General features: G+C 49.8%; 27 protein-coding genes. 9 read left to right on the forward strand and 18 right to left on the reverse strand.

Annotated elements, in window-relative coordinates; translation table 11 throughout:
* The first annotated feature begins 95 nt into the window (after positions 1 to 95).
* The 3 genes from JET16_RS16660 to JET16_RS16670 are packed head-to-tail and all read left to right on the forward strand — an operon-like array spanning position 96 to position 1,718.
* On the forward strand, positions 96 to 578 hold the full coding sequence (locus tag JET16_RS16660) for an Lrp/AsnC family transcriptional regulator (protein WP_199617631.1): 483 nt from the start codon (positions 96 to 98) through the stop codon (positions 576 to 578).
* A 25-nt stretch (positions 579 to 603) separates the two neighbouring features.
* Positions 604 to 1,194 carry a chromate transporter gene (locus JET16_RS16665; RefSeq protein WP_325176709.1) on the forward strand — a complete coding sequence of 197 codons (591 nt, stop codon included), beginning with the start codon at positions 604 to 606 and terminating at the stop codon, positions 1,192 to 1,194.
* A complete protein-coding gene (locus JET16_RS16670; RefSeq protein WP_199617633.1) occupies positions 1,182 to 1,718 on the forward strand; it encodes a chromate transporter in 537 nt (178 codons plus the stop codon). Before JET16_RS16665 ends, JET16_RS16670 begins: the two co-directional genes overlap by 13 nt.
* A gap of 304 nt (positions 1,719 to 2,022) precedes the next feature.
* Here the strand turns inward: JET16_RS16670 and JET16_RS16675 are convergent, their stop codons facing one another.
* The 8 genes from JET16_RS16675 to JET16_RS16710 all read right to left on the reverse strand — a co-directional run bounded on the left by JET16_RS16675 (position 2,023) and on the right by JET16_RS16710 (position 11,282).
* Positions 2,023 to 2,322: a helix-turn-helix domain-containing protein gene (locus JET16_RS16675; protein ID WP_199617635.1), complete on the reverse strand. Its 300-nt coding sequence runs from the start codon at positions 2,320 to 2,322 to the stop codon at positions 2,023 to 2,025.
* A gap of 31 nt (positions 2,323 to 2,353) precedes the next feature.
* Positions 2,354 to 2,716, reverse strand: coding sequence for a type II toxin-antitoxin system RelE/ParE family toxin (locus tag JET16_RS30190; protein ID WP_199617637.1), 363 nt, complete (start codon positions 2,714 to 2,716; stop codon positions 2,354 to 2,356).
* A gap of 366 nt (positions 2,717 to 3,082) precedes the next feature.
* Positions 3,083 to 3,244, reverse strand: coding sequence for a winged helix-turn-helix transcriptional regulator (locus tag JET16_RS31145; RefSeq protein WP_407673157.1), 162 nt, complete (start codon positions 3,242 to 3,244; stop codon positions 3,083 to 3,085).
* Positions 3,245 to 3,301: 57 nt separating this feature from the next.
* Positions 3,302 to 5,398: an AAA family ATPase gene (locus JET16_RS16690; RefSeq protein WP_233531756.1), complete on the reverse strand. Its 2,097-nt coding sequence runs from the start codon at positions 5,396 to 5,398 to the stop codon at positions 3,302 to 3,304.
* A 372-nt stretch (positions 5,399 to 5,770) separates the two neighbouring features.
* The gene (locus JET16_RS16695) at positions 5,771 to 7,687 is read right to left on the reverse strand and encodes an ABC transporter ATP-binding protein (RefSeq protein ID WP_199617643.1); all 1,917 of its coding nucleotides are present in this window, start codon (positions 7,685 to 7,687) and stop codon (positions 5,771 to 5,773) included.
* On the reverse strand, positions 7,684 to 9,411 hold the full coding sequence (locus JET16_RS16700; RefSeq protein ID WP_199617645.1) for an ABC transporter ATP-binding protein: 1,728 nt from the start codon (positions 9,409 to 9,411) through the stop codon (positions 7,684 to 7,686). Before JET16_RS16700 ends, JET16_RS16695 begins: the two co-directional genes overlap by 4 nt.
* Positions 9,408 to 9,914 (reverse strand): MarR family winged helix-turn-helix transcriptional regulator, encoded by a 507-nt coding sequence (locus tag JET16_RS16705; protein WP_199617647.1) that lies wholly within the window; start codon positions 9,912 to 9,914, stop codon positions 9,408 to 9,410. Before JET16_RS16705 ends, JET16_RS16700 begins: the two co-directional genes overlap by 4 nt.
* A gap of 174 nt (positions 9,915 to 10,088) precedes the next feature.
* Positions 10,089 to 11,282, reverse strand: a complete 1,194-nt coding sequence (locus tag JET16_RS16710; RefSeq protein ID WP_199617649.1) for an MFS transporter — start codon at positions 11,280 to 11,282, stop codon at positions 10,089 to 10,091.
* A 100-nt stretch (positions 11,283 to 11,382) separates the two neighbouring features.
* On the opposite strand from JET16_RS16710, the gene JET16_RS16715 reads away from it, so the two are divergent.
* The 4 genes from JET16_RS16715 (at position 11,383) to JET16_RS16730 (ending at position 14,619) form a co-directional block, all read left to right on the forward strand.
* Complete coding sequence (locus JET16_RS16715) at positions 11,383 to 12,330, forward strand: helix-turn-helix transcriptional regulator (RefSeq protein ID WP_199617650.1); 948 nt, start codon at positions 11,383 to 11,385, stop codon at positions 12,328 to 12,330.
* 119 nt (positions 12,331 to 12,449) lie between these two features.
* Positions 12,450 to 12,926 (forward strand): MarR family winged helix-turn-helix transcriptional regulator, encoded by a 477-nt coding sequence (locus JET16_RS16720; RefSeq protein ID WP_233531729.1) that lies wholly within the window; start codon positions 12,450 to 12,452, stop codon positions 12,924 to 12,926.
* Positions 12,923 to 14,266, forward strand: a complete 1,344-nt coding sequence (locus JET16_RS16725; RefSeq protein ID WP_199617652.1) for an MFS transporter — start codon at positions 12,923 to 12,925, stop codon at positions 14,264 to 14,266. Before JET16_RS16720 ends, JET16_RS16725 begins: the two co-directional genes overlap by 4 nt.
* Before the next feature lie 38 nt (positions 14,267 to 14,304).
* Positions 14,305 to 14,619, forward strand: a complete 315-nt coding sequence (locus JET16_RS16730) for a luciferase domain-containing protein (protein WP_199617653.1) — start codon at positions 14,305 to 14,307, stop codon at positions 14,617 to 14,619.
* A 474-nt stretch (positions 14,620 to 15,093) separates the two neighbouring features.
* On the opposite strand, the gene JET16_RS16735 is transcribed toward JET16_RS16730, so the two are convergent.
* The 8 genes from JET16_RS16735 to JET16_RS16770 form a co-directional block, all read right to left on the reverse strand.
* Positions 15,094 to 15,474 carry an ArsR/SmtB family transcription factor gene (locus JET16_RS16735; protein ID WP_199617719.1) on the reverse strand — a complete coding sequence of 127 codons (381 nt, stop codon included), beginning with the start codon at positions 15,472 to 15,474 and terminating at the stop codon, positions 15,094 to 15,096.
* Between the two features lie 2 nt (positions 15,475 to 15,476).
* Entirely contained in the window at positions 15,477 to 15,902 is a 426-nt protein-coding gene (locus JET16_RS16740) for an SRPBCC family protein (protein ID WP_199617654.1), read from the reverse strand.
* 26 nt (positions 15,903 to 15,928) lie between these two features.
* The gene (locus JET16_RS16745) at positions 15,929 to 16,180 is read right to left on the reverse strand and encodes a hypothetical protein (protein ID WP_233531731.1); all 252 of its coding nucleotides are present in this window, start codon (positions 16,178 to 16,180) and stop codon (positions 15,929 to 15,931) included.
* An 88-nt stretch (positions 16,181 to 16,268) separates the two neighbouring features.
* A complete protein-coding gene (locus JET16_RS16750; protein WP_199617728.1) occupies positions 16,269 to 16,427 on the reverse strand; it encodes a hypothetical protein in 159 nt (52 codons plus the stop codon).
* Between the two features lie 72 nt (positions 16,428 to 16,499).
* Complete coding sequence (locus JET16_RS16755; RefSeq protein ID WP_199617657.1) at positions 16,500 to 17,666, reverse strand: MFS transporter; 1,167 nt, start codon at positions 17,664 to 17,666, stop codon at positions 16,500 to 16,502.
* A 26-nt stretch (positions 17,667 to 17,692) separates the two neighbouring features.
* The gene (locus JET16_RS16760) at positions 17,693 to 18,238 is read right to left on the reverse strand and encodes a PadR family transcriptional regulator (RefSeq protein WP_199617659.1); all 546 of its coding nucleotides are present in this window, start codon (positions 18,236 to 18,238) and stop codon (positions 17,693 to 17,695) included.
* Positions 18,239 to 18,370: 132 nt separating this feature from the next.
* Complete coding sequence (locus tag JET16_RS16765; RefSeq protein WP_199617661.1) at positions 18,371 to 18,583, reverse strand: YwbE family protein; 213 nt, start codon at positions 18,581 to 18,583, stop codon at positions 18,371 to 18,373.
* A 122-nt stretch (positions 18,584 to 18,705) separates the two neighbouring features.
* A complete protein-coding gene (locus JET16_RS16770) occupies positions 18,706 to 19,875 on the reverse strand; it encodes a YhgE/Pip domain-containing protein (protein ID WP_199617663.1) in 1,170 nt (389 codons plus the stop codon).
* Positions 19,876 to 20,058: 183 nt separating this feature from the next.
* On the opposite strand from JET16_RS16770, the gene JET16_RS16775 reads away from it, so the two are divergent.
* Positions 20,059 to 20,661, forward strand: coding sequence for a TetR/AcrR family transcriptional regulator (locus JET16_RS16775; RefSeq protein WP_199617665.1), 603 nt, complete (start codon positions 20,059 to 20,061; stop codon positions 20,659 to 20,661).
* Positions 20,662 to 20,679: 18 nt separating this feature from the next.
* Here the strand turns inward: JET16_RS16775 and JET16_RS16780 are convergent, their stop codons facing one another.
* Together JET16_RS16780 and JET16_RS16785 are read right to left on the reverse strand one after the other, a co-directional pair.
* A complete protein-coding gene (locus tag JET16_RS16780) occupies positions 20,680 to 21,624 on the reverse strand; it encodes a DMT family transporter (RefSeq protein WP_199617667.1) in 945 nt (314 codons plus the stop codon).
* Positions 21,625 to 21,710: 86 nt separating this feature from the next.
* A complete protein-coding gene (locus JET16_RS16785; RefSeq protein WP_199617669.1) occupies positions 21,711 to 22,517 on the reverse strand; it encodes an AraC family transcriptional regulator in 807 nt (268 codons plus the stop codon).
* Positions 22,518 to 22,680: 163 nt separating this feature from the next.
* Between JET16_RS16785 and JET16_RS16790 the strand changes: the two genes are divergently transcribed.
* Positions 22,681 to 23,508 (forward strand): MerR family transcriptional regulator, encoded by an 828-nt coding sequence (locus JET16_RS16790; RefSeq protein WP_199617670.1) that lies wholly within the window; start codon positions 22,681 to 22,683, stop codon positions 23,506 to 23,508.
* Positions 23,509 to 23,519: the final 11 nt, after the last annotated feature.

Raw genomic sequence — 23,519 nt, forward strand, 5'->3', positions numbered from 1 at the left:
ATTATGTCACAAATACGCTGTATATTACTTCGTGAAGCAATTAAAATATCGTTTTTTCTTACATTTCGCAATTCGATGACGGAGGAGGTGAGGTCATGAACTCGAAAGCCGCGGTAGAAGCCCCCAACAGCATCATCGACGAGATCGACAGACAAATCATTGCCATACTGAACAAGAACGGCCGTATTTCTTACACCGATTTGGCCCAAGAGATCGGCCTTTCCAGGGTTGCCGTGCAAAACCGGATCAACGCTCTCATGGAAAATGGGGTTATAGAACGGTTCACTGCCGTCATTAATCCTGAGAAAATCGGAATAACGGTGTCCGCTTTTTTTAATATCGACGTAGAACCTAAACACTTGATTCAGGTAGCCGATCAGCTGGCCGAAGAGCCTTACGTAACCAGCCTCTATCACATGACAGGCCCCAGTAAGCTCCACATGCACGGATTGTTCGTTAACAACCGGGAGATGGAGCAGTTTTTGAAAGAAAAGATTTATCCGCTTCCGGGGGTTACAAGTGTAGATTGCCAAATCTTAATTCACCGGTATAAGAGCCGTATGGGGATGAGGTTGTAATTAGGAGCGGGAGGGGAGCTGCACAGTGGTTGACAAACGTTATTTAGAAATCGCCGCCGGCATGTTTAGAACAGGAATACTGGGCTACGGGGGCGGCCCGTCCGTCATACCTTTAATCCGTTACGAGGCCGTAACCCGTTACCGCTGGATGGAGGATGAGGAATTCGGCGAAATCCTAGCGCTGGCCAACGTGCTTCCCGGACCGATCGCCACCAAGATGGCGGCGTATCTCGGCTACAGACAGAAGGGATTTACGGGTGCGTTGGTCGCCGTGCTGGCGCACATCGTTCCGACAAGCATCGCAATGGTCGCGCTGCTTTCCGTCGTACAAATTCTGAGCGGCTCGAAGATTATTCAAGGTATGATTTCCGCCGTCACACCCGTTATAGCCGTCATGATCGGCGTCATGGCGTACGAATTTTCGGAGAAGGCCGTCAAAGGTTTAGGAAAGCTCATTGCCGTGTCTTTATTTGTTTTCATCTTTCTGCTGCTTCAAATTGTCCACCTGCATCCGGCTATTGTAATCAGCGTTTCGCTAGTTTACGGAGCCTTGCATCTGCATATTGTCGAGCTGGCCAAACGGAAAAGAAATGAGGGCCAAACATGGAATGGTTAAAAATATTGCTCGGTTTTTTTATCGCCAATGTGCTTGGTTACGGCGGCGGTCCCGCATCCATCCCTCTAATGTATCAAGAAATCGTGCATCATTATCATTGGCTCGATGACGCTCAGTTCTCGAACGTGCTCGCCTTAGGAAACGCGCTTCCCGGACCAATCGCTACGAAAATCGCAGCCTCTGTCGGGTATAACGCAGGGGGCTGGATCGGCATGCTCGCAGCCCTCTTCGCTACCGTTATTCCATCAGCCTTGGGTTTAATCGGGCTCATCAAGCTATTGCAGCGGTACCGGGATTCTCTCTCCGTCAAAGGAATGACGTTGCTGGTGCAGCCCGTGGTTGCCATATTAATGGTGATGCTTACTTGGCAATTAAGCAAAAGCTCCGTATTGGACATCGGCATTTGGCAGTCGCTCGGCATTGCGGCAGCCGCCTTCTGGGCGCTGCAAATCAAGCGAATCCATCCCGCGCTGGTAATCGTAGCGGCTTTCGCCTACGGGGGGATTGTGCTTTCACAGCTGTAGGCTTCAAATCATCTGTTTCCCAGTTCACTTCATCCATACGTAACTTAGCTATCGTTCCACATTTACACATCATTTCCGTTCGATGCTCTTGTCTCGTTTCAGTGAAAATCATACTCTCCACCTGCTGTATATAGTCGTTCTCAAACGATGCCGGTCAACACGCTTTTACAGGCTCCTACCCGTTCCACCCCTAAGAAACCTGCCGTTACTTGTGGTACGGTTCAGCGTATTGTTATGGTAAAGCAGCAAAATAAGTCAAAAAAAGAGCCACTGGCTCCCGTAATCAGATGTTTATGGTTTATAATTAGGCATGAGCAAGAAAATTACCAGTGGCTGCCTCTTCTTCGGTTTCATTCAATGTAATATTCATTCCAAGGGCAATAGCCACTTTTATTAAGGTATCTACTCTCGGAATTTGTGAACTGTTTTCTAGTCGTGCTACTTGTGCTTGAGAAAGACCCGCCCTCTTAGCAACTTCGTCTTGAGTTAATCCAAGCATTTTTCGACGTCTAACAACATCCGAGACCATTCGAGCGATTTGTCGGATCGTTTCCGTTTCTATTGTGTTCTCACCAATTTCATTTATAAAATCATCGAAATTCATTGCGCTTCCTCCATTCTTCCTTTGTAGAAGGTTAAAGATTACGACTGTTCCAGTCATCTCTTAGTTGAATAGCTTTTTTGATTTCTTTGGCTGGAGTTTTCTGCGTTTCTTTGCGAAAGTGGTTTAATAAAATAAACCTACCTTCTCTCGCTTGGAAAAACATGACCCTATGTTTATCTGGACGCAGCTCCCAAATGTCATCTACGATGTGTTTGGCAATTTCCTCAGGAACGAATGTCCCATCCATTTTTATACGTTCAATGCAATAGTGAATTTGGTTAAGTATGATTCTGGCTTCCTTTATTCCTTTGTCTTTACGTCGTTTTAACTCTCGAAGCCAAATTTTGAGCTCTGAATCCCCATCCTTATCTTCATAAATTTTAACTTCGTACACTAGTTAATTGGCTCCTTTATTACTTTATTCATTATCTCAACTAATTATGCCGATTATGATATAAATTATATCATAATCGGCATAACCCATCAACGATATCATCCGATGAAAACTGATTGTTCCCTTTATGTTATCGTTATAGAACTGCAATTTGCAGCCATAAGAACATAACTAAGACCCGTCACTTTCGTTGGAACTAATTTATGTTCCAATGAAAGTGACGGGTGTAGCAACCGAAGGGCGGTAGATTAAGCCTAAGTGCTTCCGGTCATTTTGCATTGTTCTTAATCAATCGAGTCTCTCTACAAAATCATCTAGACTTACTATTACCTCTACTCCCCGCTTTACCACTATTTGTGATACGGTTCACCGCGAAGTTATGGTATAGCATCTGAATTTATTGCTGCATTCCACTTTTTTCCGGAAGTATGTGCCTTTCCCCCATTCGCTCATCATATCAAGAAATACAATCATTGATCGTCCTGACGAACTAAACATATATTCTACTCTTGGTCGAGGCTCCGGCATTTAAATCGTGATCGACAGGATTGTCTTGAATCTTTCATTATTTTCAATGGTAAGAGGCTAAACTCCTAAAATATGCTGAAAGAGCTTTACCCATGCTTCTATCTTGGAGTCATCAATTTGTTTAGCTGCTTTCTCTCTAAGCAATTGCGTTTTAGTTCGTTGAGCAAGCTCTACTTTCCAGCCTTTTTGCAATTCAATATTATTAGACGACGCATATGTCTCAATTTGTTGGACAATCGGAATGTCAGATTGAACAACATCTAAGAAGTCTTCTTCCAAATCCGCCGGTCTAGGTAACATTCGTGTAACAATGCTTGCCAAGAAATCAACAGATATTAAATCCTCAATTTCTGCGCTTTCTAATGCAGCATAATCATTCACAACAATAACGTTGTTAGGACTTGATTCAAAAATTGTCTCTTTTAATTTCTTAGCCCCACTTAAACCCGGTCCATCGCCATCAAGTAGTACAATAGGAAGTGTTTGGTCTTTCCCTGAAATGATGGATACAACTGCTGCGATACCTTTGACTCCTCCGGCCGGGATAAATACAATTTCTCGACTAGGGAGAATCAGACCCTTTCCTATAAGAAAATTCTTAATAGCGCTCAAATAATATTGATCCGAAGTTCCTTCAACAATTACGCTTATACAACCTTGTAATAAAGTATCTGATACCGACAACCCCAAAGCAGCATGAACGGGATAAATAGATTGTGTTTGTTTGACTTCTCCCTCAGCTGCTCGAAGGTTTGCGGAGACAGATGTGGAGCCAGACGAATCTATGTAAACCGCCTTAACCCTATCCAGATGATTTGGATCAACCATGAATGGTGAATGGGTTGTATAAAAAATTTGATTTGTTTTTGAAAGATTATCAAAGAAAGCTGATAAGTCCCTTTGTGCAATCGGATGCAGTGAATTTCCTGGTTCGTCGAGAAGCAATATTGCTCCTTTGTGAGAAGACTGACTTTCTACTAAAAATACAAGATAGAAACTCAAAAACCATTGAAGTCCTGTACTCCTACCCTCTAATTCTATGTCCTCTGGCCTCTTGTCATCTGACACCCAAATTCGAAAATGATTACCGTCAGCTTGAAACCTAAATCGATAGTCACCTTGTTTCCACCATTCCCGAAATCTTGATGTCAACTCTGTTGATGCAGATTGAAGCAGAACATCTCTTTCCTTCTTCTTTTCAGCCACAACATCAATTTGCTCTTGAGTAGGAGAGGATCCTTGTGCAAAGTCTTGTCCCAATTCCAGTATTTCTTGAGGTTTTAATTTCACAAAATTAAATAAGACTTTCAACGTTCTTGCTTTTGCAGCTTCCTTTACACCAAGGTCATTTCGGTTCATGTTTTGAATTACATGTGGTAAATATATCTCAGAGTCAAGATTTCCGTAGTTAGAGTAATAAACAAAAGAAGGCAAATTATCTAAAATCAATTTATTTGCTTCTTCGTTTTCCTCTGGTTCCGGTACATCTATCGCCTCAATTAATTCCTCAAATTCATCCACTAACTGCCCAAATCTAGGTGAAATGGACGATCTCCTAGCGGCTTTAGACAGGTCAATCTCATTTAATATTACCTTGATCTGAGTAAGGACAGGCAGATCAATTGTTAGCTCCGTAATATCCTCAGCTACTGAAAGTGCCGCAGCTAATACCTGCAAAATGCTTTCCTTTAATGGTTCATCAGTCCTAAGTGTAGTTGGGATCCCATTGATATCTTGAACAGTCTGCACGATCTTATCACGAATTATTTGAGTTTCAGGTTTTGACGGTCCCTTGGCTTCTGGAAACTCTACGTAGAACAGGCCATCAAAATCCTTCTTAACAATGACCTGACTTACTTGGTCTCTTGGCAATCTTGTCATTGTTGAAACGGTGTGAGTCAATTGTTCCGAAAGTTCAAATCTTGCCTCAATAAAAACCGGCTTCCTATTTTGAGCCCGGATAATATGATATTTGTCACGCGGGTAATCTTGGATTGCATTAATCTCGCCATCTTTTGCTGGATTTAGCTTCCATAAAGGTACCAACAGATTTGTTTTTCCTGATTCATTTGTGCCTATGAATGCTGTGACATCATTTGCTTTTATCCAGCCGCTGTCCTCTACTGAGCGAAATTGTCTCACTCGAAAACCCATGAGCTTCAATTGCAATCCTCCTTCGATGTCATGTGGAAAGATCCATAAGCATAGGAAAAATTAAACACAGTGTATCTCAATCTTACACTGTTTCTCTTCATTTAACTAGAATAATTTGTAAATAAGTTAGAATAGAAAATGTGGCCAATGAACTAATTTTCAATAATCAAGAGCCGGCTTCGTTGCTTTATTCTACAAGGGTGACCTACTCCTGTGGGTTGAGGGGCAACTTTCCGCGCCCCGCAAGCGAGTAAGGCCAAAAATTTCGCCTCACTTATGATAAGGTTCTCCGCAAAACATCTTAAACAAGGAAAAAGCCTCAAAACCACGTTACCGGCAATTTTGAGGCCTCGCCTCCTACATCAATCTTTCCTATATTGCTTCCTTCTGCTTCTTCCGGCCGCTGAACTGGCTCTCGTACAGGTCCGCGTAGAACCCGCCTTTGGCCAACAGCTCCTTATGCGTTCCCTGCTCGATAACAGCCCCTTGATTCATGACGAGTATAAGGTCGGCGTCGCGGATCGTGGACAGCCTGTGGGCGATCACGAAGCTGGTGCGTCCTTTCATCAGCTCGCTCATGGCATGCTGGATGTGAATCTCCGTCCGCGTATCGACGCTGCTAGTCGCTTCGTCCAATATGAGGATCGCCGGATCGGCGAGAATCGCACGCGCAATCGTAAGCAGCTGCTTCTGGCCCTGCGAAATGTTGGACGCTTCTTCGTTCAACACCGTATCGTAGCCTTCGGGCAGCGTCCGGATGAAGTGGTCCGCATGCGCCGCTTTAGCCGCTTGCACGACCTCCGCTTCCGTCGCTCCTTCTTTGCCGTAAGCGATGTTGTCGCGGATCGTGCCGTTAAACAGCCACGTGTCCTGAAGCACCATGCCGAACAAGCTCCGCAGGTCGCCGCGCTTCAACTGCGTGATGTCGATCCCGTCAATGGTGATGCGCCCGCCCTTCAGCTCATAGAACCGCATCAGCAAGTTGACGAGCGTCGTCTTGCCGGCGCCGGTCGGCCCGACGATCGCGACGGTCTGTCCCGACGACACATCGATGTTCATATCCTCGATCAACGGAGCATCTTCCTTGTAACCGAACTTCACATGCTCGAACCGGACGTTTCCTTTCGGCTGGGCAATGAGCCGCTCACCCTCCGCTTCAGGAGTTTCCTCCTCCTCGTCAAGCAGCTCGAAGACGCGTTCCGCCGACGCGACGGTCGATTGGATAATGTTCGCGATTTGTGCCGTCTGGGCGATCGGCATCGAAAATTGCTTCGAATACATGATGAACGCCTGCACGTCCCCGATTTTTATTGCGTTGCGCATGACCAAAATACCGCCTGCGACGCTGACCAACACGTAGCCGATGTTGCCGATGAAATTCATCAACGGCATGACTGTGCCGGAAATAAACTGCGCCCGCCAAGCCGATTCGTATAATTTGGCGTTGACTCCGTCAAACCGTTCGATCGACTTCTGCTCATGTCCGAACGCTTTGACGACCTGATGGCCGGTGTACATTTCTTCAACATGACCGTTCAATTCGCCGAGCGATTGCTGCATGCCCCTGAAGTGCTTCTGCGACCGGGTCGTAATCGTTCGGATAAAGACGAAGCTGAGCGGCAGAGTGACGATAATGATGAGCGTCATGAGCGGGCTGATTGTGAGCATCATGACCACAACACCGGCCAGCGTCACAATCGACGTGATGAACTGGGTCAAGCTTTGCTGCAGCGTGCCGCTGATGGTGTCGATGTCGTTGACGACGCGGCTTAACGTCTCGCCGTGGGTGCGCGAATCGAAATATTTAAGCGGCAGGCGAGCCAGCTTCAGGTTGACCTCTTGGCGCATATCGTAGACGATCTTCTGCGAGACGCCGGCCATCACGTGCTGCTGGATATAACTGAACAACGAGCTGATAACATAAAGACCTGCAAGCCATAGCAAAATGTTCCCGATCGCACCGAAATCGATACCCGCCCCCGCCATCATGCCTTCAAACAGTATCGTTGTCGCATTCCCCATAATTTTCGGGCTCACAATTCCGAATACGGTGCTGAGCACGGCGGTCAGGAATACGACCGCCATCGCGGTCCGGTGCGGCTTAATGTAAGTAAGCAGCCTGCGGAACGTCGCTTTGAAATTTTTCGCTTTTTGCACGGGCATGCCCATCATCGCAGGACCGCCCCGTCCGCCGGGCCCGAAAGGCAACGCCGGGCCGGGAGCCGCCGCTCTGTCGCCCGGTCCGCCGGGTTTGCCGGTATTGTGCAAATTTGTCTGCTGCCCGCTCATGCGATCTCCTCCTCGGATAGCTGCGAGGCTACAATTTCACGGTATACGTCGGAAGTTTGCATCAGCCGTTGATGGGTGCCGACGCCGGCGATCCGGCCTTCGTCCAGCACGATGATACGATCCGCATCCATTACCGTGCTCACCCTCTGGGCGACGATGATAACCGTCGAATCGGCGATTTCCGACTGCAGCGCTTCCCTCAGCTTGGCGTCGGTCTTGAAGTCGAGCGCGGAGAAGCTGTCGTCGAACAAATAGATACCGGGTTTGCGGACGAGCGCCCGGGCGATGGCCAGCCGCTGCTTCTGCCCGCCGGACACGTTCGCGCCGCCCTGAGAAATAGGCGATTCAAAGCCGTCGTTCATGCCCGAGATGAACTCGGCGGCTTGCGCAATTTCGGCCGCGCGGCGAATGTCTTCGTCCGCCGCCTGCCCGTCGCCGAAACGGATGTTGTCGGCGATCGTGCCGGTGAACAGCATCGCCTTCTGGGGAACGAGCCCGATCAGCTTCCGCAGGCTCTCCTGCGGCATGTCGCGGACGTCGACGCCGCCGATCAGAATCTTTCCTTCGTCCACGTCGTAGAACCTCGGAATTAAATTGACAAGCGTCGACTTGCCAGAACCGGTGCCGCCGATAATCGCCGTCACTTCGCCGGGGCCCGCCGTGAAGGAAACGTCCTTGAGCGCCGGCATTTCCGCGCCGGGATAACTGAACGTCACATTGCGGAACTCCAACGACGGTCCCGAGGCTAGCGTCTGCCCGGAGGCAGCGCCGTCGCGAATGTCGGGCGTCATATTGAGCACTTCGTTAATACGGGCAGCCGAAGCGGCGGCGCGCGGAATCATCGTGAACATCATGGCGGCGAACATAAGAGAGAACATGATTTGCCATGAGTATTGGATAAATGCGATCAAATCGCCGACCTGCATATGTCCGTACTCGATCCGGATGCCGCCGAACCATATGATCGCAATCCCCGCGAAGTTGAGAGCCAACATCATGACCGGCATCATCACCGCCATGATCCGGTTCACCTTGATCGCGGTGTCCGTCAAATCAGAGTTGGCTCCGTCGAACCTCCGCTGCTCGTGCTCCACCCGGTTAAAGGAACGGATGACGCGGATGCCGGTCAAATTTTCGCGAAGAACGAGGTTCAATTTGTCCAGCTTCGTCTGCATCGCCCTGAAGAGCGGGCCGGCCTTGCGGAACACGAATATAATAAAACCGGCCAGCACTGGAACGATAGCGATAATAACAAGCGACAGCGGAGCGTCTTTGGACACCGCCATCACAATGCCGCCGAAGCACATCATGGGCGCCATGACCATGACGCGCATAGCGATCGTCAGCACTTGATACACTTGGGTAATGTCGTTCGTTGTCCGGGTAATAAGCGAAGCGGTGCCGATCTTGTCGAATTCGTTCAGTGAAAACCGCTCCACGTGAGCGAATACCCGGCTGCGCAAATCTCTAGCGAAGCCGCCGGACGATCTGGCCGCCCACAAGCTTCCGCCGACGGCGCAAACAGCGCCGGCGCCGGCAACGAGAAGCATAAGCCCGCCGATTCGCCAAATGTACGAGGTGTCGCCTTGCACTACGCCGCGATCCACAATGTCGGCCATCAGCGTCGGGAGATACAGCTCAGCCAACGACTGAAGAAAGACGAGGACAAGGACGAGGACCACCTGCAGCCGGTACGGCTTCAAAAATCGAAACAGCTTGATCATTGTTCGCTTTCACCTTCATTCGGTTGAATTGAGGGGCGCTTGCAATCGAGCAAATAGACAGACGACCGGTCGGAGTAATACTGGTACACATCGTCCAGCAGTTCGATCAGCAGACGGGTTCTTTCCATCCCCAAATGGTCGATCAGCCCGTTCGTCCCTTCCAGCATGTCTTGCTCCACCGTGTCGACGGCTTGCTGTCCCGCTTCCGTCAACCGGATGCGAACGACCCGTCGGTCGTCCGGATCGGGAGTCCGTTCGAGCATTCCTTTCGCTTCCAGCACGTTGACCATCTGAGTGACGGTCGGTGAGGAAACGTGGAGGAAGTCGCTCAGTTCGGAAGCTTTCAATCCGGTCGAGCCGGACTTCATGCATCTGCGGACGACATACAGCATCATCTTCTCGCTCTTCGTGAAATCGTCCGAATTCCGCCCGGTCCAGTTAATGCGTCCTATTTGCCGAATGGCGCGTATCAGCTCCTGGGAAATCGTGTGGTCGTTTTTCATCGGGTTGAGTCCCTTCAATACTATTTATATTCGCTAACCAAAATATTTAATTAGCTAACCTAAATAATATATCGGAAAAATAGACGTGTCAATGATCCTTTTCGTCGCTCCTGGATTTGTGCCGCTCGCTCCTTGAGCCCCTTCCCATCGCCGTTGTAGGCTCGAAATCGGGTCTCAAAAGTCGCTCCCGTCACAAACCATTCGCTCTTTTTCCCTTTGAGGCGACAGAACCCCGCTTGAAATAAATGCGAGCAGCGAGCACGCCAGACAGATCCCCGTAAAAATACCTACGGCAGCATAACCGTTAAACAGCGCATAAAGCATTCCCGCCGTCCATGCTCCGACCGTTGTCGCAGCATTCATGGTTGATGTGGCCAGACTTGAAATGGTGCCGCGAATGGCCGGATTCAATCCGTTCAATAGCCCCACCATAAGCGGAAACAATATACCGAGGATAGCAAAAATGAAAAAGAAAGCGCCTTTGACGATAAGTACCGACGGTATATGAGGCAGCGCGATATAAGCCACAATAATGACAAGCATGCCCGCAGCCATAGTACGAAACGGTTGTAGAGCTTTAATCACATACGGACTGAATATGCTTCCAAGCAAGTTGCCCAGCCCTAAGAAAATGATCACATATCCCGCCTCGTCAACCGAAAGGGAAAAGCCGTCGGCCAGCCATTTCCCAAGAAAAGCAAAGGCGGCGCTGCTCCCTAAATGTACAAAAAAGTAAGCGATGTAGGTTCCCCTCGCTTTTCCGCTAGTCAGCAGAGGAACGTATCTTTTGAAAATTGACGGCTTAGCTCCTTGCTGTTGGTGCGGTTTCATGCCGGGTACGGCGAAATAGACCGCAACCGCCAGCAGCAAAGAAAATATGCCGATGGCCCAAAATGGAAAAGACCAGTTCACGGCAGCCAGCACGCTTCCGATCGGCACGCCGAGCGCTTGGGAGACAGCTAGTCCTGCGTAGGCGACGCCCAGCGCTTTGCTGATTTTGGCGGGCGGGTACAGGGTCGGAATGGACGCCCACACTTGCGGCGCTGTGAACGCCGCGCTGACACCCGCCATAAACCGGAACAAGCACATGCTCCAAAAATCGACGGCGAAGCCGCACAAGCATGTTGAAACCGCGAAGCAAACAAGACCGGACAGCATCACTTTCTTCCGGTCCCACCCATCGGACAAAGGTCCGGCGATCAGCGCGAACACCGCCGAACCCAGCGTGTAAGCTCCCATCATCCATCCCGCCAATTCCGTACGTACACCGAACAAGCTTTGCAGTGTCGGAATCAGCGGGGAGATTAGAAATGTATCCGTACCGATAACGAACATGACAAGAAAAAATAACGCGGTAATTTTACTCATTCTCTTCACCATTTTCTTTTGTATTTGATTCTGAGCCTATTGTAGAAGATAATAGTGACAAAAGTTGTCATGAAACCAATAATATAATCGGAGCCATGCCATGTCGAAATCGAAACGTTTGTTGGAACTGATGATGACGGTCAACCGAAAACGCAAATTTACGGTCAAAGAGCTTGCCCGCGAGTTCGGCGTATCCACGAGAACGATGCTAAGAGATTTGCAGGAATTAAGCGGGATGGGGGTACCGCTTTATTCGGAGGTAGGTCCTCACGGCGGTTATCAGGTGCTGAAGGAAAGAATTTTGCCGCCGATCGCATTTTCCGAAGAAGAAGCTGTCGCCATGTTTTTTGCGGTGTACGCGCTTCGTCATTACTCCTCTCTGCCCTTTGAAGCGGAATCCGCTTCCGCATTGGATAAGTTTTATTTGCACATGTCGGGGGACATTCGCGACCGCATCGATCAGATGAAAAACCGGGTGGATTTCGTAACGCCGACGAGACAGCAGGAATCCCCTTATTTAGCGATGCTGCTCGAAGCGGCCGTTGACCAAAAGGTGCTGCTCATCGAATACGAGTCCCGCGGGGATCAGTCGTGCAGGAAAATACAGCCAATTGGAATTTATGCCAATAACGGCTTGTGGTTTTGTCCGGCTTACTGCTTCGAGCGCAAAGACTTTCGCGTTTTTCGCTGCGATCGCATTGTTTCGGCGGCATTCGATCCCGACGGTACGGAGCCTATGGATCTGCGTCATGTACATCTTGGAAATAAGGAGTCGTTCTTCCACACGGAGAAGGAGTCGGCGCAGCTATATGCGGAATTGAGCCGAACAGGCGTCCAAATGTGCGAGGCTGCATTATGGCTGGGCTCCCATCTGCATATCCGGGAGGACGGCACCGGCTGGCTGGAAGGTCCGATTGCCCGGAGCGATCTCGCTTTCTATGCCAGATTTTTCATCGGATTGGGCAATGAGGCGACGGTAAAGCACCCTCAGGAGCTGATAAGCTATATGAAACGGCTTTTCGGAGAAATCATGTCCAAATATCAGTAGCGGCGATAGACTGTACTACTTCCTCCCAATAGTAATTTTTTTCAAAAAATAGTTGCAATGACATCCTATTGTCGCGTATATTAGTTGCAATGACATCCTATTTACAGGAGGTGCTTTCATTGGACCAGAACTCGAAACAACCGCCTTGCGGGGGCGTCGAGTCGCCCGGCAAGTATATTTCGGCCATTTACCGCCATATGCAAATTCTTATTACATCCCGGTTGGAGCAATACCGTATCGGGAGCGGGCAGTATATCTTCTTGATGACGGTTGCCAACAAAGAGGGGATCTCGCAGAAAGCGCTAAGCGAAGAGCTGCTCATCGACAAGACGACGACGGCGAAGGCGATCAGCAAGCTGGAGTCGGAAGGGTACGTTCGAAGGGAAACGGACCCCGCCGATAACAGGTACAACTTGCTTTATTTGACGGAATCGGGCAGATCGGTCATGCCGAAGGTGCAGGAAGTATTACATGATGTGAACGGAAAAATCCGGTCCGGCATGGGCGGCGAGGAATATGAGCTTACGCTGTCCATGCTGCAGAAGATACTGTTCAACGTCAGAGAACAAGTGCGAAACGGAGTGAGCGAGCAATGACGCAAGAAGTTCAACAGAACCAACAACCCGGGAAACAGATTGTCCCTTTACTTGGATGCATGCTTTTATTCTCGGTAATGAATGTGACGATGTTCAATGTAGCGCTTCCGGATATCGCAGGGGACCTCGGAATAACGCAGTCGCTGGCGGGTTGGGTTGTCACCGGCTACGCGATGGTATATGCGATCGGATCGCTTATGTATGGAAAACTGGCGGATTTATTCCCGCTAAAGACGTTGATGACGATCGGCATATCGTTGTTTGCCGCCGGCTCCGTCATCGGCTTCTTATCGGACGGATACTTGTGGCTCCTAACCGGCCGTCTCGTGCAGTGCGCGGGCGCATCTTCGGTACCCGCGCTCGCGATGATTATTCCGGCGCGCTATTTCCCACAGGAACGCCGAGGCGCCGTGATCGGCGTGATCGCGTCCTTCATCGCCTTCTCATCGGGTGTCGGTCCGATCGTAGGCGGCTTTGTAGCGGGAGCGCTCCATTGGAAATACCTGTTCCTGCTTTCTCTCGGCACGCTACTGGTACTTCCGTTCCTTCGCAAAGCGCTGCCGAACGAGCAAAGGCGCGCAGGGAGCATCGACGCACTCGGAGCGGGCTTGCTGGCGGCTTCGGTGGCGATGCTGATGCTTGCGATCACGGCTTCAAACCTTGTTTATGCCGCCGCTTTCGCAGTTTTGCTCTCGCTCTTCATCGCCAGAAGCCTCAAATCGCGCGAACCGTTCATCTCCCTATCCCTGTTTACACAAGGGCCGTTCCGTTACGCGGTTGCCGCGCAGTTTCTGTCCGCCTCGACAGGGTTCAGCATCATGCTGCTCACCCCGCTTCTGCTGAAATCGACGTTCCAACTGACCGCCGACTGGATCGGATTGGTGCTGTTCCCGGCGGCCATGGCGGCTGCGGTGTTCGGGCGCGTCGGAGGTAAGCTGACGGATCGCTATGGCAGCATTCCTATTATGCTCATTGCCGCGTCGCTAATGATTGCCGGCTTTGTCTCGCTTTCTTTGTTAGCTGGTATCGCCCCGTGGGTAGTTGCTTTATGTCTCATACTGCCGAATGTCGGGTTCATTTTTATGCAGTCATCCGTCTCCAAACTCGTTACCTTGCTGCTTCCGAGGGAAAATATCGGCTCCGGCATGGGAATATTCAGCTTGGCGGGATTTTTGGCGGGAGCGATCGGGGGGACTGCGGCGACAAAGGCGGCCGATTCGGGCATTCCTTTTCCGGCCATTTTATTGTGCTTGGCATTCGTTATCGTGGTTCAGATTTGTATCGTGTTCTTTGTCTTGAAAGGAAGAGTAGGCAGCCTGTCTGCAAGCGCCGGCAGGTAACGTCTTAACAATCCATTAGTGTGGAGGTTGTTGATCTGATGAATACAAATCGGAAAGAAACGTTGACCGCGGAATTGCTGTCGTGGCCCGGAGTTACCGTTCAACCCCACCGCTTCGGTGGAATTGAATTCAACTACGAAGGAAAGGAAATCGGACATCTGCACGGCGATCATCTGGTCGACATGCTTTTGCCGAAATCCATTCGGGATGAAATGATTTCCGCCGGACGCGCGCAGCCCCACCACATTTATCCCGAATCGGGCTGGGTATCGATTTATTTGAAGTCCGAGACGGATACATCCGAAGCGATTGAGCTGCTGCGTCTCAAGTATGAGCTTATGAAGAATAAGTAGACGAAGGGGAAAGCCGTTAATAACGGTCATTTACGCCAATAACCTGCCGAAAGAGGACCCGTTTGCTGGACAATGCAATGGATTTTTGACGAGTGCGGCAACATCCGCTTGAAAATAGTCATTAGGTCATAAATCGCCAAAAATTGCGCCTAGGAAGGCGCAGTGGGCCGAAAATGAGCGCTGTAAACCGGACTTTCTCCGGTTAGGATCGCGCAGATCGCCGAAAATGAGCGCTGTAACCGGACTTTCTCCGGTTAGGAGCGCACAGCAGGCCGAAAATAAGCGCTGTAACCGGACTTTCTCCGGTTAGCGGGCCGAAGTGCCGGATACATTTCACCTTAAGCGAAATATTTCGGCTGCAAATTCCTGTCAACAATGAATCGACCGTGCGGATGTTGAACCTATCCATTAGGATAAGCTCAAAGCAGCGGAAAAATCACCGGAGACTCCGTGAAGCAGCGCTCCGGTGATTTCTTATTTATTTGTCTCCGGTTCAATCAACTCCAACGGTGATCCAGCCTGTTCCTCGTCGTTGTCTCCGGTCTCAACCAAACGTTTCAACGCGCCCATCTTATTTTCCCAATACCGTTCGTAATAAGACAGCCATCTTTTCAATTCGAGCAGCGGCTCGGGCTCGAGCCGGTACCTCGTCTCGCGGCCGACTTTTCTCTCCTTGACCAGCCCGGCATCCGCCAAAATACGCAGATGTTTGGAAACGGCCGTCCGAGTCATCGGAAAATGTCCGCTGATCACGGTAACGGGCATCTCCTGGTCACCGAGCAATTTCAGCAGCTCTCGTCGGGTCGGATCGGCGATGGCCTGAAATACATCGTGTCTAGGCGATGCGGATGTCATCATCAAACTTCGACGTATGCGCCCAATTTTTCGACAAGTCCGCCCCAACCATGAGACATTCTGTCGCGCACAATATTGTGCGTTTCTCCGAACGGCGTAACCATACCTTCAACCCAGCCGGAATGGATGAGCGTAAACTCCGTTTTCCCTTCCATTTCAGTCAATTTGAAAGTAACGGTCCATTCCTCGCCCCATTGGAAAGATAGCCGGTTTGGCGGATCCAACTCCGTTACTTCGCAATCGGACATGCCGAACGGACCCGCGTCCAATTGGAACTTAAAGCCGGATTCCGGCTTGAAATTATTTGGCATGAACCAAGCCGCGATGCCCTCCGAAGTGGCGACGGCGTGCCATACTTTCATGATCGGCGCGTTCAGCACGATCTTCTTCTCAATATCGGGCAATGTCTTTTGAGTGTCGTTCCCCATTATTTTATCCTCCTGTTTGGTAGTGTTTATTTGGCGGTCTTCACTTTATCCCGATGGCGAAACCGCAGCGCCGACCACTTATCGTCGATGGCCACGTTGCTTACGGGTCTAAATGAAATATCCTGCACGATGCCGAACAAAATATCCCGGTTGATGTCCGTCTTGATTTTCGAGCTTTGCTTCGGGTATGCGATCCAGAAGATCGCATCTTCTTTCAAGGCCGGAATCACTTTAGGCACCCATTCGCGAACTTCTTCCGCATTGTTTGCAAATAGCATAAGAAAAACTTCTATCGAAGTACATTCAAGGATGAGCGACCGCGAGTAAGAGGAAGTTTTTCTTGGTAAAGAATTTACTCATTTCCTGCTAAAGCAGAAAACTTATAAATTCTTTATCGTTGAAAAAATCGTTTGCCTCTCCGATCACCTCCCCTGCTTCAATGCCAAGACGGTATCCTTCAGGCGCATTCAATACCGTTGCCCGTCCTTCTTTGTAGCGCAGTTTTTTCAACAACTCTTCATTCACCGATCACAATCCTTCCTAATTGCGAAACCATTTGGTTTCACATCGAATTATACGACACCAAATGGTTTCGTGTCAAACAGATTTTGCCGCTTCGTTGCTCTGTACACCAACCTTCAACCGTTGCCTTACGAACACTACCAAAATGAACAAGCAAACGGCAACCGACACGGCGCTGGCCATAAACAAAACCTGATAGCCCGTATATTGGGAAACCCACCCCAGTATGATGGCCCCAAGTCCTATTCCCAAGTCAAACGCGGTAAAGAAGGAAGCATTGGCTGCTCCTTTACGGTCCGGATGGGCAAGACGCAGCGTTGCCGCCTGAAGCGCCGGCTGCGCCGAACCGATACCGGTGCCGAACAGCACGGCCGAAGCAATGACGCCGGCTAATCCGTTAGCGAAGCTTAGTACCAGCAATGCTGAAATCGTAACCGCAAGTGCCGGCACGATGACAACCAATTCGCCGTGACTGTCCGAAAGTTTTCCGGCAACGGGCCGAATCAGGGTAAGCGCGACGGCATATACGAGAAAGAACGTCCCGGAGTTTACGTCGATCGATTCGGCAAACAGCGGCAGAAATGTGAGAATTCCTCCATAAGCGACGGCCAGGAAAAAGAGCGCGACCGTTACCGGTAAAACCGATTTATCGAAAAATTCCATCCTTCCCCCTGCCGCCTTCGGTTGGAACGGTATTTTCGTCACAGCTGCGAAAAGCAGCGCCGCGGCGGAAAGACCGGCAGCCATAAGGAACAGCGCATGGAACGAATAACTTTGTGTGACCCACACTCCAAGGAGCGGGCCGATCGCAACGGCCACCGTCATCGCCATACCGTGCCAACCCATGCCCTCACCGCGGCGGGAGACCGGAATAATATCCGTAACCGCGGTTCCGACGGCGGTTGTGGAGACGGCCCAGCTCATGCCGTGCAGTACGCGCAAAGCCATCAAGTTGACGATGCCGCCGACCCAATCGTACAAATACATGGACAATGCGAAGAGAAGCAGCCCCCAAAGTATAAAAGGCCGCCTGCCGTACCGATCCAGCATTCCGCCGACGAACGGACGAAATATGACGGCAGACAGCGTAAACATACCGGCAGCCAACCCGACCTGCGATTCTGTACCCCCCAATTGCTTAATATAAAGCGGCAAAGTCGGAACGAGCGAATAAAAACCGGCTCCCAGTAAAAGCATTCCAACCGTCATTAGAACAAAAGGCTTCGTCCATAAGCGCTCCACGCACATTCCTCCCCAGCGACTCTAAGTTATTCTCCACTCGATTTAATTCGCTCAATCTCTTCCTCCACCCACCGGATACCCGCCGCTCCGACATGCTTCCGGTGATCGATAACCCGCAGTAATTGAACGCGTTCTTTTTCGGGCTCCGGTTTATAAAGCAGGATTTTTGACTCGAAGCCGGTTATATAATGCAGGTTGATTTGCAGGTACTTCAAATACTGCTCCAGGCAGGCAAGACGAACGTCTTTGGGCACATAAAGGAAGTAGACCATTTTGAAATGAAAAAGAAGCTCGGCCTCCGCGTTATGCTCGAGCGGTTGCGCCATTAGTTCATGGAAGCGTTGGCGGCCGGTTTCGGTCAATTGGTACAATTTTCGCGGTCTTGCGCCCTCCTTTCCCTCATCTGCCAGCTGACGAATCAGTCCGTTCTCCACAAGCCGCGACAGGAGCGGATATAACGTTCCCGAACTGATCTGCCGGAAGGGTCCGACCGCATTTTTTAGAATGTCCTGCAGCAGATACCCATGTTTATCCCCTGTCATCAACTCGCCTAAGATAAACAATTCGTACATAGTAAACCTCCTTACTTACACCATTTCTATATGTCGATTCGATACATATTATATGTCGCCCCGATATAAATAACAACTAAAAAACCAAAACAGGGCTAATCCCGTATGGGCAGCCCTGAAAATGTTCGCGTTTTATATGTCCGTACCGTCCACGATCGACTGAACCCGGCCGACCTGCCCGTCTTGAAGTCTGACCTTGATGCCGTGGGGATGAAAAAGCGAGTTCGTCAGGATGTCCTTCACCACCCCGCGTGTCGTCACACCCGTTCTCTGATCCTTCTTAAGCACGATATCGACGTGCAATCCCGGGCGAATGTCGCTCCGGTTCTTTCCGTTTCCCGCCATGCTGCGTTTCACTCCGATGTGATAAAATATACCCCTATCGTACCATAACCCCCTTACAACCTAAAAACCCGGCCCGCCTGAACAGAAGCACACCGGGTATCTTCATTAGTATTGCCAACTACTTACTGCGATACCGCCTTTACGGCGGCGGCTTTCTTCCGGACGCCGGAAGCGAGCAGCAGTACGAAACAGGTCCCGGCAAGCCACCACAACACCGAATAGCTAGCAGCCGCAACATCCGTGCCTCCGAAGTACATAATGCTGCGCAATCCCTCCGTGACGAATCGGAACGGCGTCCAGGAATAGAGCCAATCCCGCGTCGTTTCCGTCAAAAATTCCGGCGCCATGTTAATAACCGGCATTGAGAAAAACAGCAGCAAGACAAGCAGAGCGACAGCCGGGAACCCGATCCAGTTGAGCAGCGATGACTGCAAGAGGAAGAACGCGGTCCCCGCAAGCCAAAGGAACAACCATGCTTCCGTAAGCCCGTCGATCTCCATTCCGTACCAAGAAGAAGCCATCCACATCAGGAATCCGGATGCGGCAAACACGGTCAACAATCCGGCAGCCGTCTGCGAAGAGACGACCGCCCAACTTCCGTACCCTTTCTCCTTCTCTTTGCCGGCCGCAAGGAACAAGAAGATGCTGGCGACCATGCTGCCCAGCCACATAATCTGCGTCAGCATGTTCGGCGCGCTGCCGTTCGCGTTATTCTCGCCGACCGGATGAACAATCAGCTCTTCCACATCAAACGGCGCCAGCAGCGCTTCTGCTGCGCGAACCGGAAGCTGCTGCGTCTGTTGGCCGATCATCGTAAGAGCTTGCTTGGTCAGCTCCCTCTTCACCCCGCTCGCCACTTGCCCTAAAATTTGCTTCACAGCTGCTGCCGCTTGCACGTTCATACCTTCATTCACCAATATTTTCACGGTCCCCGGTTTCGGATCCGGCGTCTGCAGCGAGAGCACCCCCGAGCTCAGATCGGAAGGAATGATCAAAGCGCCGTAATAACTCTGATCGTCGAGCCCCTTCCTCGCTTCCTCCTCGGAATCGAGCACCTCCCACGCGACCGGCAAATCTTCCAGCTCGAGAAGCTTGCTTGTAATCGTCTCCCCGATTGCCAGCTTGCCGCCGTTCGGAAGGTCCGCGCCTTGATCGAGCACGACCAACGCAACAGGCAAATCTTTCGGCTTCGCCCCGAGCGCCGAGCCCATCATCGCCAAGCCGAAAATCATAATCACAACGAAAACAACGACTATCCCTATCCACAACAACCGCTGTTTCACAAAAACCATCTCTAACAGCCTCCCCAAGCTCCCTGAATTTTAATGAACAAAGTGTTGATTAATCATCACGATGTTAATTATAATTGGTGCCAAGGGCAAATCAATAATCAGTTTAGCTGAAAAATGTTTAGTAATCGTCACTTCGAGCGTCGCATGTTCATTTTTCACAAAATTTTTAAAAAGGGTGATCCGATGACGATCAAAATGGACCGCCGTAAAATAAGGACAAAACAGCTGCTTCGCAAAGCCTTGCTGGAACTTATAGAGGAAAAAGGGATGGACGGCTTGACCGTAAGCGATTTGACCGAAAGGGCTGGCGTAAACCGGGGGACGTTCTACCTGCATTACCGCGATGCGGCAGACTTTCTGGAGCAGCTGAAGACGGAAATATTCGAAGGGTTGACTCATGAGATGGCCCGAATCAATCCGTTTGAGCTTAAATATTATGCGGACAAAGACGAACCTTATCCACCCAGCGTGAAAGTGCTCGAATATTTCGACAAACACGCCGACTTCTTCCGCGTCATTCTCGGACCGAAGGGAGATCCCGCTTTTCCGCTCAGAGTCAAGGAGTTTATGAAGGACAGGCTGTTTAACCATGTATTAAAAAATATTCCGCAGCCGGATGACGCGGCCATCCCGCGCGATTACCTGATTGCGTATGTCACTTCGGCCAATCTCGGCATTTTGATGCATTGGTTCGAATCAGGCAGACAGCTGTCCCCGTCCGACGTGGCTCGCATCATTACGCGAATCGGCGGAGACGGTCCGATGGCTTGGACGGGTTTGAAGTAGGGCGCAGCGTTGCGGCATTCATTCAATAATCTTTGCCGAAATAGCGTCTTTGCGGTTTATTAGATTGACCAAGAGAATCCCGCCTATGATTACGGCTCCCCCAAGGAGCTGAACGGGTAAAACGGTCTCCCCCAACAACAAATGTCCGCATATGACCCCGACAATCGGCACAAGGTTCAAATACATCGTGGTTGCCGCAACATCCAGTTTTCTTAAAGCGTAAATGTATAATAAATAACAGCCCGCGGAACAGAACGCGGCAAGAAATATAATATGAAGCAAAATAGAGACCGGAAAGAGCTTCCACTGTTGGTATTCCGTAATGGCTAATGGAATTAACAGAGCGGTACCGAGCATATGCTGCCAAGCCGTTACCGACAGCCCCGAATATTTTGCCCCGAATGATTTATTGCATAAAGTGTACAGCACCCACGACACCATCGCGCAAACGATGAGAACATTTCCCTTGAAATGTACGGAATCGAGCCGAACCTGTCCGTTCGCGGTAATCGCCAAATATGTCCCCGCAATCGCCAGCACCATGCCCAAGCATTGCGTTGCAGAAACCTTCGTCCTATAAAAGCAAATATCCAAAGACGTGGCGAGGATGGGAATAACGGAAGCAATAAGGGCGGCATTCGAGGCGGTTGAAAGTTTGATCCCGGTATTTTCAAGAAAAAAATACAACGTGACTCCCAAGAAACCGGCCGATCCCATTCTAAGCAAATCTCTCTTCTCAAGTGTTGCGGCAGGCTCCAATTTCTTCAGCAGTATAAAGAGAATGACGGATGCGATCATAAACCGCAGAAGCGCCATTGTGACAGGAGGAACGAAGCTTACCGCAATTTTAATGCTGACAAATGAATAACCCCACAATATCACGACAACGACCATAGCCAAATTTCCCGCGATATTATAGTTTTCCGCTTTTATCAATATTGCTTTCAGTTTAACGGATGACACCTTCCTCTATCCCCTCATCTGATGTTGAAGCCATTGTACAGAGTCGGGGCGGAGGAGTATTGTATGAAATTGTTCTTTATACGGACTTACATTGAAATAGCATATTTGTGCGGAGTGACGCCGACATACCCTTTGAATAATTTCGTAAAGTGGCTTTGGTCGTAAAAGCCCGCTTCCGCGGCAATTTCCGCAATGGGCCTCCGCTTGCGCAATTCTTTCTTGGCGAAATTAATTCTTAAGAGATTCTGATAAGCGTGCGGCGGAATATTATGCTCTTTCTTAAACGAATGGAGCAAGTGAAAGCGGCTGATCCCGGACACCTTCTCGAACTGCTCCAACGTAACCCGTTCCAAATAGTGCTCATGCAAATAATCCTTGACCCTTATCAGACTTTGTTTGGCTTGGCAACCATCGCCCGGCCGCTTCTCTTTGACGGCTCTCCCGTTCCTGATCATATCTACCATTTCAATAGCAACGGTTTCCGTCTCTAACGGAGTTTTCCGGCTCTTCAAGCAGCGGATCATATCATTCAAATATCTCTTTAACAGTTGATTCGTTTCATTTTCGAACAGGAACGGCTCATGGAGATTCTCCTCCTTAGCCCCCAGCGCTTGATTCATCCACTCGGGGCGAATAAACAGCATCTTATATTTCCAATCCGACTTCTCCCGGGGGTTGCAGGCGTGCGGCAAGTAAGGCGGAATCCATATGAACCTTCCCGCCCCGACATCGATGTTTTTACCGTCGCACCACACCGAACTCGAGCCTTCATCTATAACCCCAATTGAATATTCTTCATGAAAATGTTTCTTATACGATAAGCTTTTGTCATTACAAAATTTAATTTCTAGAAAGGGTACCGACTCATCGCGGAAAAAGTTTACGCCTGGCACATTCTCACATCCAATCCACTGTGTGTTCAAACACCGTAATGTTTCATCATTATAGCATCTTGAAACTGGAATAACATACAAAGACGACCAGCCCTTTACCCGTTGCATCGTTATGAAATAAGATGGTTTAAAATAACCGAATTTCTGAAAGGAGACAGCTTCGGTGTTAAAAATCAGCGCTTTCTCTAAGCTGAGCCGAGTATCTGTTAAAACTTTGAGATTTTACGATGAGACGGGATTATTAAAGCCTGCCGCGGTAGACATGAACAACGGTTACCGGTATTATTCCGAGGAGCAGCTCCTCACCGTAAAGCGCATCGTTGCTTTGAAAGAACAGGGTTTTACGTTGGAACAAATTAAATCGCTTCTGGAAGAAAAAGTGCTACCGGATACAGTGAGGAGCAAGTTGCTAGACAAGAAGGAAGAACTGCTGCGTACGATCCAAGAGGCGCAGCATCAGTTGGATGAAATCAATGCAAAACTGCTCCGCATGGAACGGACGGAAAATCAACATAAACCATCAACAATAACAATCCGGCATGTAAAACCTCGGCTCGCGGCCTCCATTCGCGACGTGATCCCCCGTTCGCAGCTGTGTCTGCTGCTGGACGAAATCACGCAGTACGTTCGCATCTACGGGGAGAGTGACGGTAATTTACTCACGATTTTATGGCACGATTACCGCAGCATGAATATGGATCGAGCCGATATCGAGGTGGCATTGCCGCTAACCAAACATATCCCAAGCAGCGACAGAGTGAAAGTCGGCCTCCAGCCCGAATGGAAAGCAGCCGCTTCCCTTGTGCACCGATGCGACCCATACGATAATTCATGCACAGCGGTTGCGCAATTGATGTCGTGGATTTCATCGAATGGATATATTCATCCCGATAAAGAACCGATCCGGGAAATCTATTTAACCTCGGACACAGATATGTATGGAAAGTTGAGACTGGCGGAATTGCTCATACCCGTCGAGTCGTCTAAATAGCATCTCGTTGT

Source organism: Paenibacillus alkalitolerans (assembly GCF_016482785.1).
GTDB classification, from domain to species: Bacteria; Bacillota; Bacilli; order Paenibacillales; family YIM-B00363; genus Paenibacillus_AE; species Paenibacillus_AE alkalitolerans.

Coding starts and splice junctions, on each gene's coding strand:
- JET16_RS16660 (WP_199617631.1), top strand. CDS start 96: ATGAACTCGAAAGCCGCGGTAGAAGCCCCCAACAGCATCATCGACGAG.
- JET16_RS16670 (WP_199617633.1), top strand. CDS start 1,182: ATGGAATGGTTAAAAATATTGCTCGGTTTTTTTATCGCCAATGTGCTT.
- JET16_RS16675 (WP_199617635.1), bottom strand. CDS start 2,322: ATGAATTTCGATGATTTTATAAATGAAATTGGTGAGAACACAATAGAA.
- JET16_RS31145 (WP_407673157.1), bottom strand. CDS start 3,244: ATGCCGGAGCCTCGACCAAGAGTAGAATATATGTTTAGTTCGTCAGGA.
- JET16_RS16690 (WP_233531756.1), bottom strand. CDS start 5,398: ATGGGTTTTCGAGTGAGACAATTTCGCTCAGTAGAGGACAGCGGCTGG.
- JET16_RS16695 (WP_199617643.1), bottom strand. CDS start 7,687: ATGAGCGGGCAGCAGACAAATTTGCACAATACCGGCAAACCCGGCGGA.
- JET16_RS16700 (WP_199617645.1), bottom strand. CDS start 9,411: ATGATCAAGCTGTTTCGATTTTTGAAGCCGTACCGGCTGCAGGTGGTC.
- JET16_RS16705 (WP_199617647.1), bottom strand. CDS start 9,914: ATGAAAAACGACCACACGATTTCCCAGGAGCTGATACGCGCCATTCGG.
- JET16_RS16710 (WP_199617649.1), bottom strand. CDS start 11,282: ATGAGTAAAATTACCGCGTTATTTTTTCTTGTCATGTTCGTTATCGGT.
- JET16_RS16715 (WP_199617650.1), top strand. CDS start 11,383: ATGTCGAAATCGAAACGTTTGTTGGAACTGATGATGACGGTCAACCGA.
- JET16_RS16725 (WP_199617652.1), top strand. CDS start 12,923: ATGACGCAAGAAGTTCAACAGAACCAACAACCCGGGAAACAGATTGTC.
- JET16_RS16730 (WP_199617653.1), top strand. CDS start 14,305: ATGAATACAAATCGGAAAGAAACGTTGACCGCGGAATTGCTGTCGTGG.
- JET16_RS16735 (WP_199617719.1), bottom strand. CDS start 15,474: ATGACATCCGCATCGCCTAGACACGATGTATTTCAGGCCATCGCCGAT.
- JET16_RS16740 (WP_199617654.1), bottom strand. CDS start 15,902: ATGGGGAACGACACTCAAAAGACATTGCCCGATATTGAGAAGAAGATC.
- JET16_RS16745 (WP_233531731.1), bottom strand. CDS start 16,180: ATGCTATTTGCAAACAATGCGGAAGAAGTTCGCGAATGGGTGCCTAAA.
- JET16_RS16760 (WP_199617659.1), bottom strand. CDS start 18,238: ATGTACGAATTGTTTATCTTAGGCGAGTTGATGACAGGGGATAAACAT.
- JET16_RS16765 (WP_199617661.1), bottom strand. CDS start 18,583: ATGGCGGGAAACGGAAAGAACCGGAGCGACATTCGCCCGGGATTGCAC.
- JET16_RS16770 (WP_199617663.1), bottom strand. CDS start 19,875: ATGGTTTTTGTGAAACAGCGGTTGTTGTGGATAGGGATAGTCGTTGTT.
- JET16_RS16775 (WP_199617665.1), top strand. CDS start 20,059: ATGACGATCAAAATGGACCGCCGTAAAATAAGGACAAAACAGCTGCTT.